This is a genomic window from Streptomyces sp. NPDC002306 (assembly GCF_053593435.1).
The window spans coordinates 142,070-155,207 of sequence record NZ_JBSFCK010000002.1; the positions used below are offsets into that span (position 1 = coordinate 142,070).

The window sequence follows — 13,138 nt, forward strand, 5'->3', positions numbered from 1 at the left end:
CCGAAAGAAGTAACGCCCTAAAAGCATTGACGCGCCGTCGACGCTTGATCGAATTATCGCGCGATTGATCGTGAATTTCTTCACGAATTCCTGCATCCGGGTGACGCACGCACAAAGGGCCCTGCTCAGCAGGGCCCTTGAGTGACGGACGGGGTCGTACGGGGAGGGTGGGTCAGACCGGTACGGAGGCGGGCGGGGTGGTCGGCCAGGTCATACGGATGCGCCCGCCGTCCTCCCCCGCGACGACCTCCACGTCGTCGACGAGCCCGCTGATGACCGCGAGACCCATCTCGTCCTCCTCGGCTTCGAGGTCCGGATCCTCGGCCATGGCGCTGGCCGTGCCGGCCCGGGGCGAGTGCCGCGCCTCGTCCCCGACCTCGATGGAGAACTGCTTCTCCTCCTCGGTCAGCAGCACCTGCACGGGCGCCGTGATGCCGGCGCTCTGGTGCAGTCCGACGGCGCGGGAACAGGCCTCGCCCACAGCGAGCCTGACCTCGTCGAGAACGGCCTCGTCCACTCCGGCCCTGCGCGCCACCGCTGCCGCCACCAGTCGGGCGGTCCTGACGTGCTCGGGCAGCGCGCTGAAGCGGAGCTCAACGGTGGCCATGCATCCCCCTCGGAACTACGGGCGTGCGGTCGGGGGGCCGGGCGGAAGCCCGGTCCCCCTGGTGTTCGACTCTGCCGTCCGGGCCCAGGGCCCGGCGCGACGATCAGTCGGTGGCCGCCACCGCTTCGTCGACCGAGGTGTGGATCGGGAACACCTTGGTGAGACCGGTGATGCGGAAGATCTTCAGAATGCGCTCCTGGTTGCAGACCAGGCGCAGCGAGCCCTCATGGGCACGCACCCGCTTCAGGCCGCCGACCAGCACACCGAGCCCGGTGGAGTCGAGGAAGTCCACGCCCTCCATGTCGACGACGAGGTGGAAATTCCCGTCGTTCACCAGCTCGACCAGCTGTTCGCGCAACTTGGGCGCGGTATATACGTCGATTTCGCCACCGACCTCGACGACCGTACGATCGCCGACGGTACGGGTCGACAGGGACAGGTCCACGGATCCTCCAGCACCTTGCTATCGAGCGGTCGCCCGTTGGAACACCTCGGCGGAGCCCCCAGGACGGTTCGCCAGCCGCGATGGCATTCAATCACTTACCGGCAGGCGTGCACGACGCCTTGGCTCCATTGTCCGTCACGCCGGTGACACACTCGGTGCCGATGGCCAAGAATCTCCGACCCGATCCGTCCCCGGCGGGCCCCGAATCCCGCCCCGCGCCGAGCACGGTCCTCGACCGGCTCGCCTCGGGGCCGAGCCGGGCTTCGCGCATCACTCATACGGAGCACTTGCCCCCGCGTGCGGGTCGCCATGCCGTCTGGCCTCACCGGATTCGCCCCGAGGTCATCGCCGCCGTCCAGAGCGCGGGCATCGAGCACCCCTGGGCCCACCAGGCACGGGCCGCCGAACACGCCCTGGACGGCGATTCGGTCGTCGTCGCCACCGGCACGGCCTCCGGCAAGTCCCTGGCGTACCTCGTCCCGGTCCTGTCCGCCCTCCTGGACGGCTCCGAGGCCCCGAACGGCCGGGGGGCCACCGCGCTCTACCTGGCCCCCACAAAGGCCCTGGCGGCCGATCAGTGCCGCTCGGTGAAGGAACTTTCACAACCGCTGGGCAGCGCGGTGCGCCCGGCCGTCTACGACGGCGACACTCCGTTCGAGGAACGAGAGTGGATCCGCCAGTACGCGAACTACGTCCTCACCAACCCGGACATGCTCCACCGCGGGATACTTCCGTCCCACCCCCGCTGGTCCTCCTTCCTGAAATCGCTCAAGTACGTCGTCATCGACGAGTGCCACACCTACCGGGGTGTCTTCGGCTCCCACGTCGCCCAGGTACTGCGCCGCCTGCGCCGCCTCTGCGCCCGCTACGGGTCCTCCCCGGTCTTCCTGCTGGCCTCCGCCACCGCCGCCGAGCCCTCGGTGGCCGCCCGCCGCCTGACCGGCCTCCCGGTGGTCGAGGTCGCCGACGACGCCTCCCCGCGCGGTGAACTGGTGTTCGCCCTCTGGGAGCCGCCGCTCACCGAGATGCACGGCGAGAAGGGCGCTCCGGTCCGCCGCACCGCCACCGCCGAGACGGCCGACCTGCTCACCGACCTCGCCGTGCAGGGCGTGCGCACGGTCGCCTTCGTACGCTCCCGGCGCGGCGCCGAACTCATCGCGGTCATCGCGCAGGAGCGCCTCGCCGAGGTGGACCGGTCACTGGCCCGGCGTGTCGCGGCCTACCGAGGCGGCTATCTCCCCGAGGAGCGCCGCGCCCTGGAACGCGCCCTGCACTCCGGCGAACTCCTCGGCCTCGCCGCCACGACCGCGCTCGAACTCGGCGTGGACGTGTCCGGCCTCGACGCCGTGCTGATCGCCGGCTACCCGGGCACCCGCGCGTCCCTGTGGCAGCAGGCGGGCCGGGCCGGACGCTCCGGCCAGGGAGCCCTGGCCGTCCTGGTGGCCCGTGACGACCCGCTGGACACCTTCCTCGTCCACCACCCGGAGGCCCTGTTCGACCAGCCGGTGGAATCGACGGTCCTGGACCCCGACAACCCGTACGTCCTCGCCCCGCACCTGTGCGCGGCCGCCGCGGAACTCCCCCTGGTCGAGGAGGACCTGACGCTCTTCGGACCGGCCGCCGCGGAACTGCTGCCGCAGCTGGAAGCCGCGAAACTGCTGCGCCGCCGGACGAAGGCCTGGCACTGGACGCGCCGGGAGCGGGCCGCCGACCTGACCGACATCCGCGGCGAGGGCGGCCGGCCCGTGCAGATCGTCGAGGAGGGCACGGGACGGCTGCTGGGCACGGTCGACGAGAGCGCCTCCCACACCACCGTCCACGAGGGCGCGGTCCACCTCCACCAGGGCCGTACGTATCTCGTCCGCTCCCTCGACCTGGAGGACTCCGTCGCCCTGGTCGAGGAGGCCGCCCCGCCGTACTCGACGGTCGCCCGCGACACGACCTCGATCTCCGTCCTGGAGACGGACGTCGAGATCCCCTGGGGCGACGGCCGCCTCTGCTACGGCTCCGTCGAGGTCACCAACCAAGTGGTCTCCTTCCTGCGCCGACGTGTCCTCACCGGTGAGGTGCTGGGCGAGACGAAACTCGACCTCCCTCCGCGTACGCTGCGCACACGCGCCGTGTGGTGGACGGTCACCGAGGACCAGCTGGACGAGGCCCGCATCAACCCGGAGATCCTCGGCGGCGCCCTGCACGCCGCCGAGCACGCCTCGATCGGCATGCTGCCCCTCTTCGCGACCTGCGACCGCTGGGACATCGGCGGCGTGTCCGTGCCGCTGCACCCCGACACCCTCCTGCCGACGGTCTTCGTCTACGACGGCCACCCCGGCGGTGCGGGCTTCGCCGAGCGCGCCTTCCACACCGCCCAGGCCTGGCTCACCGCCACCCGTCAGGCCATCGCCTCCTGTGAGTGCGACGCGGGCTGCCCCTCCTGCATCCAGTCCCCCAAGTGCGGCAACGGCAACGATCCCCTGCACAAACGGGGTGCCGTACGACTGCTCACGGTCCTGCTGCAGGGGGCTCCGGACCAGCAGCGGCAGGCGGAGCAGCCTGGGGAGGGGCAGACGGAGCAGCTCACGGACCAGCCTGGGGAGCGGCGCCGGACGGACCAGCCCGGGGCGCGACCGGCGCAGTAACTGACGGAGCAGCCTGGGGAGCGGCGGGCGGAGCGACCGGCGGAGCAGCGGGCCCCTCGGCCGACGAAGCCGCGGTCGGAGCAGTGCCCCCTGGGAGGGGCGGACGGAGAATCTGCGGGAGCGGGCCCGGCGGGCCCGCCCGCGCCCTGACCTCCGCCGCGAACGGCCCCCGCCCCGACGCCGCCGACACGTCCGAGGTGTCGCCCACGAGCTCGCACCGCACCAGCCGGGCTCCCTGGGCCCGCGCCACGCGCCCCGCCCGGGCACAGGCCGCCGCGTGGCCCTCCGCCCAGTGGTCGGCCGCCGCGAGCGCGGCCAGGTCCGCGCCCCCGGCCGCGCGGTGCCGGGCCACGACGGCCTGCCCGAGGGCCAGCACGACCCCGAACACGACGCACAGCACCGCGATCGCGCCGATACTCCAGACGGTGGCGGAACCGCGGTCCGCGCGCGGTCCGAAACCGCCCCGCGCCCGGACCACGATCTCCCGTGTCACGGCCCCACCCCCACCCTGTCCTCGACACTCCTGTCCTCGGCACCCTCGCCTTCGACACTCCCGCTCTCGACGCCCTGGTCCACGACGCCCCTGTCCTCGACGTTCTCGACCACCTCTCCCTCGACCGATGCCACGGCTTCCTCCCGGACCTCGAAGGGCAGCCCGTGCAGCGCCGGAGGCCTGGCCACGACCACCACGCGCACCTGGTCGCCCTCCCGGCCGACCGTGACCGTCGCGCCGCCCGGTGCCGCCGCGCGGGTGACCGCGAGGACCGCGTCGACCGGGTCCTGGCGAGCCGCCGCCCGGGCCCCGGTCCGCGCCGCGTCCACACACTGGATCTGGGCGGCCACCGCGAGCAGTCCCCACACCAGGGCCATCGTGAACAGCACCAGCACGGGCAGCACCATCGCCGACTCGGCCGTCACGAACCCCCGGTCCGCGCCCCGCTCACATCGCCGCACTGAGCGCTCGTTTCACGATGGCCTGAAGCTCCTCGCCGACCTCGCCGCTCGTCACCACCTTGTACAGGAGCACGGCGAAGGCCACCGCCGCGACGATTCCCATCGCGTACTCGGAAGTGACCATCCCCGCGTCCGCGCGTGCCGTACGCACCCCGCACACCAGGGCGCGCAGCCGCGCCCGTACCGCCTTGTTCATCTCAACCCCCGTGAAGGTTCTGGTTTCCAGTCGCTCTCGCCGTACTGACCGGTCGTCGTTCCACCGGTCGTGGTGCCGTCGTGCCAGTCGTAGTGCCCGACGTACCGGTCGTAGTGCCCGTCGTGCCGCTCGTCGTGCCGCCCGTCCGGGACTGCTCATCGCGTGCCGTCCACGCCCGTCACCCCCTCACCGACCACCTCCTCCCATCGCCTCGCCGGCCAGCCCGATCACCACGGGCAGCACGCCGACCGCGATGAAGGCGGGCAGGAAGCACAGCCCCACCGGCGCGGTGACCATCACCGCCGCCCGTCTGGCGCGCGCCGTAGCGTCGCGCGCCCGGTCCGCGCGGGCGTCCGCGGCGAGCCGCGCCACGGGGCCGGCCGCCGGAAGCCCGGAGACATCGGCCCGTTCCAGCAGCCGAACCAGCGACTCGGCGCCAGGAATCGCGGCCAACCTCCGCCAGGCCTCAGCCGGTTCACCCCCGAGCCGCACTTCCGCCGCGCCGCGCGCCAGCGCGTTCCCGACCGGTCCGCCGAGCGCCTCGCCCGCTGCCTGAGCGGCGAGCACCGGGCCGGCCCCGGCCTCGATGCAGGCACCCAACAGTTCCGCGGCAAGCGGGAGTTGTCGGGCTGCCTCCTGCGGGTCGACCCCGCCCGCGCAGTCGGCGGACGCCTGCCGGACACGCCATCGCCACAGCGCGGCCGCCGCGACCAGTCCGACCAGGACACCTGCCGCCCCACCGATCACCGCCCACCCGGCGATCACCGCTCCCATCAGGGGCAGCCAACGCCGCGCGGCTCCGCTCAGGGCCAGGTGGGAGCCCGCCGACGCCACCGCCTCCGGGGCCAGCAGTTCGGCCAGCCGACGGCGCACCCTGCGTTCCCTCCGCACCGCCGCCCAGCACCCCAGCACCCCGAGGGCGATCAGGACTCCCGAGGCCGCCCCCAGCCTGTGGACAGACTCCGTACTCACGTCTCCTCCGCCCTTCGTACGATCCGCAGCGCCCACCACATCCCCGCGCCCTCCAGCAGGCCGCCGATCAGCAGACAGCCCAGGCCCGCTCCGGTGTGCAACAGCACGTGCAACGGGTCGGCACCCAGCGCGGCGCCGAGGAGGACACCCAGGACGGGCAGTCCGGCGAGCATCACCGCGGTGGAGCGGGCCCCGGCGAGCTGTGCGCGCAGGTCGGCCCGTTGGTCCCGTTCGGCACGCAGCGCCCCTTCGAGCCGGTCGAGTCCGGCCGCGAGACCCGCGCCCCGGTCGACGGCCACCCGCCAGCAGGCCGCGAGCCCCAGCAGTCCTTCGGCCCCCGGTTGCCTGGCCGCCGCCGCCAGCACCCCGGGGACGTCTCCGCCGAACCGTGCCGCCGCCAGCACCGCCGCCTGCGCGTCCGCGAGGCCGTCGGAGTCCCGTGCGGCACGCAGCAGCGCCTCGCCCGGCTGCCGCCCGGCTCGCACCTCGGCGGCGAGCGTCGCGCACAGCGCGATGACCGCGTCCCCCCGGCGCTCCCGCCTCCGTCCAGCCCGAGCGGCCAGCCGCACCCGGCGCACCACCGGTACCCCCGCCGCCCCCACGACGACCGGCAGCACCGAAGCGCCCAGCACCGCCAGCACCAGGCCGGCGAGCAACGCCCACCACTCGGCCCGCCACCGCCCGCGGATCCGCCTCAGCTCCCCGGCCAGTTGCCGTCGCGCGGACGGCGGTCCGGCGCCCACCGCCCCGCCACCCGCGAACAAGAACTGCGCCCGCCGCGCCCCGAAGCGCCATCCGCCCATCGACCAGGCAGCCGCTCCGGCACACAGCACGGCCGCTCCCGTCGCCAGCTCCCCCGACGCAAACTCACCCATCCCGCTCACCGCTCCCTCCTGCTTCCGCGCTCATCCGCCACGCCCTCCCGCCCGGACCGACCCGGACCGGCCCCCCCTCGAACCGACCCGAACCGTTCGTCGCCCGAACGGCCCCACCCGGCCCCTCCGCCCTCCCGACCACCCCACCCGGACCCGCTCTCCCGACGACCCCCACCCGCACGATCCGCCCGGCCCGCACCCCACAACCACCCCCACATCACGCGGCACCGCCCCCCTCGCGGCCCCAGCCGCCGTCCTCCTCCCCCGAACCGCCTTCCTGCCCCACGCCCTCCAGCAGCCCGCGCAGCCGCTCCCACCCCCGCTCGTGGGCGAACGCCTCCGGGCTCCACCGCAGCGCCGGCACCGTCCTGACCAGGCCCGACGGGTCCCGTTCCAGTACGTGCACCTCGGCGATCCGCCGTTGCCCCGCCCGGTCGCGCACCAGATGCAGGACCACCGACAGCGCGGCCGCGACCTGGCTGTGCAGGGCGGCGCGGTCGAGCCCGGCCGCCGTGCCGAGCGCTTCCAGCCGGGCCGGCACGTCAGCGGCGGCGTTGGCGTGGACGGTCCCGCATCCGCCTTCGTGGCCGGTGTTCAACGCGGCCAGCAGATGGACCACTTCGGGGCCGCGCACCTCGCCGACGACCAGCCGGTCCGGGCGCATCCGCAGCGCCTGTCGCACCAGGTCCTCGAGGGTGACGAGGCCCGCGCCCTCCTGATTGGCGGGTCTCGTCTCCAGACGTACGACGTGCGGATGGTCCGGCCGCAGCTCGGCCGAGTCCTCCGCTAGGACGATCCGTTCGCCGGGTCCGACGAGGCCGAGCAACGCGCTCAGCAGAGTCGTCTTGCCGCTCCCGGTTCCGCCGCTGATCACGAAGGACAGCCGGGCTCGCAGCAGCGCCCGCAGTACGCGGTCCCCGCCCGGCGGCACCGTGCCGGCCGCCACCAACTCGTCGAGCGTGAACGCACGCGGGCGCACCACCCGCAGGGCGAGGCAGGTGCAGCCGACGGCGACCGGTGGCAGGACGGCGTGCAGCCGGGTTCCGTCCGGCAGCCGGGCGTCGGCCCAGGGCCGTGCGTCGTCGAGCCGGCGTCCGGCCACCGCCGCCAGCCGCTGCGCGAGGCGCCGCACGGCCGCCGCGTCCGGGAAGGAGACGGCGGTCAGCTCCAGCCCGCCGCCCCGGTCCACCCAGACCCGGTCCGGGGCCGACACCAGCACGTCGGTCACCGTGGGATCGGCGAGCAGTGCCTCCAGGGGCCCGCTGCCGACCAGCTCGGAGCGCAGTTGCTCGGCGGCCCCGAGGACCTCGGCGTCCCCGAGCACCCGCCCCTGCTCGCGCAAGGCCTGTGCCACGCGCGCGGGGGTCGGTTCGGCGCCGCTCTCGGCCAGCCATTGCCGTACGCCGTCGAGAAGCCGCGGTCCGGGCGTCTGTTCAAGTCCAGGAAACGTGCTCATGCGGTGCCCGCCTCGACCAGAGCCCGCTCCCAGAACTCCTTGCAGAACCGGGCGAGCGGTCCGCGCGCGGCCACTCCGGGCGGCGTCTTGCCGCCGTTCGGCCGCAGCAGCCCGGACTCCGCGGGCACCTCACCGGCCAGGGGCAGTCCAAGCAGCCGTGCCACCTCACGGTCGTCGAGCCCGGGCGAGTACGGCCCGCGCACCGCCACCCGCAGGTCGCGCAGGACCATGCCGACGGCGGAGGCCACCCGGCCCGCGGCGGCGACGGCGCGCAGCTCGGCGGGGACCACGAGGAGCCCAAGGTCGAGCTGGGCGAGCGACTCGGCCACCCCGTCGTCGACGCGGCGCGGCAGGTCCACGACGACGGTGCCGCCCCGCCTGCGGGCGGCCGCGAGCACCGCCCGTACCGCCTGGGGCGGGATGGCGACGCAGTCGCCTCGGTCCCAGCTCAGCACCCGCAGGGCGTGCAGGCGCGGCAGGGACTCCTCCAGGGCGCCGCCGCCGACCCGGCCGCGTGAGGCGGCGAAGGCGGGCCAGCGCAGCCCTTCGGCCGTCTCACCACCGAGGAGGACGTCGAGTCCGCCGCCCAGCGGATCGGCGTCCACGAGCAGGGTGCGCAATCCCTCACGCGCGGAGGTGACGGCGAGGGCGCACGCGAGCGTGGACGCTCCCGCACCGCCGCGGCCGCCGATCACTCCGACGGTGAGGGCGGGCCGGCCGACACCTTCGGCGACGTCGGCGATGCGGTCGACCAGCCACTGTTCCCCGTCGGGCAGCATCAGGACGTGGTCGGCGCCGATCTCGACGGCCCGCTGCCACACCCCTGAGTCGTCCTGGTCTCGGCCGACGAGCACCACTCCGCGTCGACGGGTGGCCCCGCGCACCCGTCGGGCGGCGTCGTCGCCGACCAGGACGAGCGGTGCGGCCTCCCAACTGCCTCGCGGTTTCGGTACCCCGTGATGGACCTCGGGCGTGGCACCGGCCGCCGCGCACAGGCGCAGCAGGTCGTCGAGGAGTTCCGCGTCCTCGGTGACGATCAACGGTTTGCCCTGCCGCCCTCCGGTGGTCGGCGGCGGGTCGTGTGTGACGGTTCCGGCCACGGTTTCCATCCCCCTTCGCTGCATGTCGCGCAGCCTCTGCGGCCCCGCGATTCCCAAACGCGTGAAGACCCGGTTCCGCCGCCATATGAGCGGGCGCCAGAAACCGGCCATATGCGTCCGACAATCGGATCCGGCCAGGAACTCGCCGTCGGCCGGACGCGTTGGAATCACGGTGCAGCTGTCCCGGAAATCGTGTGGATCTTGGTCGAAAACTGTGGACAACTCAGCCGTTGTGAATATCGCCGTCACCCATACCGGTGACCCCTGTACTGCCCCCTGTGCGACTTCCACAGAGCAGCCCTTCGGCTACACACGGTCACCGATCATGGGCACGCGAGAGAGGCGGCCGCAGCCGCCTCGATGCGGCACCGCAGCCGCGCAGGAAGAGGAGAAAACGCATCCGGACATGCGACGACCCCCGCCGGGGGGGAGAGCGGGGGTCGTCTCCACGGCCGACTCGGGGGGGGAGGAGTCGGACCGGGTTAGCACGGTCGCGAACGATCCGTGACTTCCATGGTGTACCCGAGAGCCCTCTCAGGCAAACCCACGCGCCAACCTTACGCCGAATGGGCTGCGCCTATGCTCGGGGGCGTGGATAACCACTCCTTGCCTCGCACAGCAGCCTTCTTTGACCTGGACAAGACGGTCATTGCGAAGTCGAGCACGCTCACCTTCAGCAAGTCCTTCTACCAAGGTGGCCTGATCAACCGCAGGGCCGCCTTGCGCACCGCGTACGCCCAGTTCGTCTTCCTGCTGGGCGGGATGGACCACGACCAGATGGAGCGCACACGCGAGTACCTCTCCGCGCTGTGCCGCGGCTGGAACGTCCAACAGGTGAAGGAAATCGTCGCCGAGACCCTTCACGACCTGATCGATCCGATCATCTACGACGAGGCCGCCTCCCTCATCGAGGAGCACCACACCGCCGGACGGGACGTCGTGATCGTGTCGACGTCGGGCGCCGAGGTCGTGGAACCGATCGGCGAACTGCTCGGAGCGGACCGTGTTGTCGCCACCCGGATGGTGGTGGGCGACGACGGCTGTTTCACCGGCGAGGTCGAGTACTACGCCTACGGCCCGACGAAGGCCGAGGCCATCAGGGAACTGGCCGAGTCGGAGGGGTACGCCCTCGACCGCTGCTACGCCTACAGCGACTCGGCGACCGACCTGCCGATGCTCTCCGCCGTCGGCCATCCGCACGCCGTGAACCCGGACCGCGCGCTGCGCCGCGAGGCGGTCGCGCGCGGCTGGCCGATCCTCGACTTCCACCGGCCGGTGCGGCTCAAGCAGCGGATTCCCGGGCTCTCCGTGCCGCCCCGCCCCGTCCTCGTCGCGGCCGCGGCGATAGGAGCGGCCGCAGCCACGGCGGGACTGGTCTGGTACGCGAGCAGGCGCCGAGCGGCGGTCGTCTGACGCCGACCGGCAGTCGTCCGGCCCGGTCACCGGGCCTGGTCGCCCGACCTGCGCCTTCACCGCCGCGCGCTCTTCGTCGGCACATCGATGACCGTTTCGCGCATGATTGATACTAAAAGTAAAGAAGTGCTGCCAGGACTTCCGCTTCCCCTGGGGGTGCAGTACAAAGGACTCAACGGCCCGCGAGACCAAGGACATCCGAGAGGATCACCTTTTTAACGCATTTGGCCCCACGGACCGAGCATGAACACTGAGCACCCACGCGACGTCGACCCGTCGATTACGGGCCAGCCGCACCAGGTGACGGGCGAAGTTCCCGGCCTGATGGGCATATATCGAGGACGCTTGGTAACCCGGTGGACATGCCAGCGGCGGTACGAGTACTCGTACCGCCGCAACCCTGTTCAGCCCCTTTTTCGGCCCCTTCGGGGGCTTTTCTCATGCACGCGTCCACGGCATGTACGCGCGTGCGGTCACGCCGCGCCTCGCTGAAGCGCCTCGCACACCGCCGTCGACTCCCGGGCCCCGAGCCCGACGGCCCGGCCGCAATGGGCGATCCAGGCCGCCACACCCTCGGGCGTGCCCGAGACATAGCCGTCCAGGGCCGCGAGATAGGTCGCCCGCCCGAGCTCCGCGTGGCCCACCTCGGCCGGGCAGACGGACTTGGGGTCGAGGCCGCTGCCGACCAGGACGATGCGCTCGGCGGTACGCGCCACCAGGCCGTTGTGGGAGGTGAACGGGCGCAACGCGAGGAGCTCGCCGTGGACCACGGCGGCCATCACCAGAGCGGGCGCCGAACCGCCCGCGATGATCAGCTCGGACAGCCCCTCCAGTCGGCCCGAGACCTCCGCCGCGTCCGGCAGCGGCAGCTCGATCAGCGGTTCGTCGGCCTTCTCCCCGGCCTGCCGGGGCCGCCCCACCTCGTCTCCCTGACTCGCGGCGGCGACCAGGTGCAGCCGGGCCAGCACCCTGAGGGGCGACTGCCGCCAGATGGACAGCAGCTGGCCCGCCTCGGCGGTCAGCCTGAGCGCGGCGCCCATGACCTGCGACTCGCCCTCGCCACCGAAGTCCGTACGCCGGCGCACCTCTTCGAGGCCCCAGTCCGCGCCGGACAGCGCCGCGGAACCCCGGGCGCCGCGCAGCGCCGCCTCGGAGGTGATCTCGGTGCTGCGGCGCCGCATGACCCGGTGCCCGTAGACCCGGTCCACGGCCCTGCGCACGGACTCCACGGACTCGGCCACGCCGGGCAGCGAGCCCAGGGCCGCGAGCGGATCGGCGGTCGCGCCTGTCGTACTCATGAGTACGACCCTACGCACCCCAAGCACATGCCCCACGAAGGAGTGGTCTTCTTCACTCCCGTATGCCACATAAAGCTATCGCCCCACTACTCTTGGTGAACATGAAAATTGGTTTCGTCGGGAAGGGCGGGAGTGGCAAGACCACCTTGTCCTCCCTGTTCATCCGCCACCTCACGGCCGCCGGCGCGCCGGTCGTCGCCATCGACGCCGACATCAACCAGCACCTGGGCCCGGCGCTCGGCCTCGCCGAGTCGGAAGCCGCGAGGCTCCCCGCGATGGGCGAGCAGCTGTCCTTGATCAAGGACTATCTGCGCGGCTCCAACCCGCGCATCACCTCCGCCGACACGATGATCAAGACGACCCCGCCCGGCGAGGGCTCACGGCTGCTGCGGGTGCGCGACCCCAATCCGGTCTACGACGCCTGCGCGCGACCGGTGGAACTCGACGGCGGTGCCGTCCGTTTGATGGTCACGGGCCCCTTCACGGACGCCGACCTGGGGGTCACCTGCTACCACTCCAAGACGGGAGCGGTGGAACTCTGCCTGAACCACCTGGTGGACGGCCCCGGCGAGTACGTCGTGGTCGACATGACAGCGGGCTCCGACTCCTTCGCCTCCGGCTTGTTCACCCGCTTCGACATCACGTTCCTCGTCGCCGAGCCGACCCGGAAGGGGGTCTCCGTCTATCGCCAGTACAAGGAGTACGCCCGCGACTACGGAATCGTCCTCCAGGTCGTCGGCAACAAGGTGCACAACCAGGACGACATCGACTTCCTGCGCGCCGAGGTCGGTGACGACCTGCTCGTGACGGTCGGGCACTCGGACTGGGTGCGCTCGATGGAGAAGGGCCGGCCGCCCCGGTTCGACCTCCTGGAGGACGCCAACCGCCGCGCCCTGCGCCTGCTGCACGCGGCCGCCGACGCGACGTACGAGCTGCGCGACTGGGAGCGCTACACACGGCAGATGGTGCACTTCCACCTGAAGAACGCCCAGTCGTGGGGCAACGAGCGCACCGGGGTCGACCTGGCCGCGCAGATCGACCCCGGGTTCGTGCTCGGCGAAGGCGTCGCCGCCCACGCGTGACGGCGAAAGTGTCGCCGCCCACGCGTAGAGGCGTCACGGCCCACCGGTGACGGCGAAGGCGTCATCGTCGCCGTAGCGCGAGGACCACGACGCCGAGGCGTGGA

The 13,138-nt window shown here is 72.6% G+C and carries 13 protein-coding genes; 3 read left to right on the top strand and 10 right to left on the bottom strand.

What is annotated here, in order from left to right; translation table 11 throughout:
• Window positions 1–172 precede the first annotated feature (172 nt).
• Together ACWCQK_RS05025 and bldG are read right to left on the bottom strand one after the other, a co-directional pair.
• Window positions 173–607: an ATP-binding protein gene (locus tag ACWCQK_RS05025; RefSeq protein ID WP_451152017.1), complete on the bottom strand. Its 435-nt coding sequence runs from the start codon at window positions 605–607 to the stop codon at window positions 173–175.
• Window positions 608–710: 103 nt separating this feature from the next.
• Window positions 711–1,052, bottom strand: a complete 342-nt coding sequence (gene bldG / locus ACWCQK_RS05030; protein ID WP_009189842.1) for an anti-sigma factor antagonist BldG — start codon at window positions 1,050–1,052, stop codon at window positions 711–713.
• Between the two features lie 80 nt (window positions 1,053–1,132).
• Here bldG and ACWCQK_RS05035 point away from each other — a divergent pair, with 80 nt between their 5' ends.
• Window positions 1,133–3,688: a DEAD/DEAH box helicase gene (locus tag ACWCQK_RS05035; RefSeq protein ID WP_451152019.1), complete on the top strand. Its 2,556-nt coding sequence runs from the start codon at window positions 1,133–1,135 to the stop codon at window positions 3,686–3,688.
• Here ACWCQK_RS05035 and ACWCQK_RS05040 read toward each other — a convergent pair.
• From ACWCQK_RS05040 to ssd, 7 genes are all read right to left on the bottom strand, one after another.
• Window positions 3,627–4,169, bottom strand: coding sequence for an Rv3654c family TadE-like protein (locus ACWCQK_RS05040; protein ID WP_451152952.1), 543 nt, complete (start codon window positions 4,167–4,169; stop codon window positions 3,627–3,629). The genes ACWCQK_RS05035 and ACWCQK_RS05040 overlap by 62 nt on opposite strands.
• A gap of 8 nt (window positions 4,170–4,177) precedes the next feature.
• Entirely contained in the window at window positions 4,178–4,606 is a 429-nt protein-coding gene (locus ACWCQK_RS05045) for a TadE family type IV pilus minor pilin (protein WP_451152021.1), read from the bottom strand.
• A 22-nt stretch (window positions 4,607–4,628) separates the two neighbouring features.
• Window positions 4,629–4,838 carry a DUF4244 domain-containing protein gene (locus ACWCQK_RS05050; protein WP_451152023.1) on the bottom strand — a complete coding sequence of 70 codons (210 nt, stop codon included), beginning with the start codon at window positions 4,836–4,838 and terminating at the stop codon, window positions 4,629–4,631.
• A gap of 186 nt (window positions 4,839–5,024) precedes the next feature.
• On the bottom strand, window positions 5,025–5,810 hold the full coding sequence (locus ACWCQK_RS05055; protein ID WP_451152025.1) for a type II secretion system F family protein: 786 nt from the start codon (window positions 5,808–5,810) through the stop codon (window positions 5,025–5,027).
• Window positions 5,807–6,685 (bottom strand): type II secretion system F family protein, encoded by an 879-nt coding sequence (locus ACWCQK_RS05060; protein WP_451152027.1) that lies wholly within the window; start codon window positions 6,683–6,685, stop codon window positions 5,807–5,809. Before ACWCQK_RS05060 ends, ACWCQK_RS05055 begins: the two co-directional genes overlap by 4 nt.
• 217 nt (window positions 6,686–6,902) lie before the next feature.
• The gene (locus ACWCQK_RS05065) at window positions 6,903–8,141 is read right to left on the bottom strand and encodes a TadA family conjugal transfer-associated ATPase (protein ID WP_451152029.1); all 1,239 of its coding nucleotides are present in this window, start codon (window positions 8,139–8,141) and stop codon (window positions 6,903–6,905) included.
• Entirely contained in the window at window positions 8,138–9,250 is a 1,113-nt protein-coding gene (gene ssd, locus ACWCQK_RS05070) for a septum site-determining protein Ssd (protein WP_451152954.1), read from the bottom strand. Before ssd ends, ACWCQK_RS05065 begins: the two co-directional genes overlap by 4 nt.
• A 570-nt stretch (window positions 9,251–9,820) precedes the next feature.
• Here ssd and ACWCQK_RS05075 point away from each other — a divergent pair.
• Entirely contained in the window at window positions 9,821–10,654 is an 834-nt protein-coding gene (locus tag ACWCQK_RS05075) for an HAD family hydrolase (RefSeq protein WP_451152031.1), read from the top strand.
• Window positions 10,655–11,127: 473 nt separating this feature from the next.
• Here ACWCQK_RS05075 and ACWCQK_RS05080 read toward each other — a convergent pair whose 3' ends face one another.
• Complete coding sequence (locus tag ACWCQK_RS05080; RefSeq protein ID WP_451152033.1) at window positions 11,128–11,952, bottom strand: oxidoreductase; 825 nt, start codon at window positions 11,950–11,952, stop codon at window positions 11,128–11,130.
• A 101-nt stretch (window positions 11,953–12,053) separates the two neighbouring features.
• On the opposite strand from ACWCQK_RS05080, the gene ACWCQK_RS05085 reads away from it, so the two are divergent.
• A complete protein-coding gene (locus ACWCQK_RS05085) occupies window positions 12,054–13,034 on the top strand; it encodes an ATP-binding protein (RefSeq protein ID WP_451152035.1) in 981 nt (326 codons plus the stop codon).
• Window positions 13,035–13,138 lie beyond the last annotated feature (104 nt).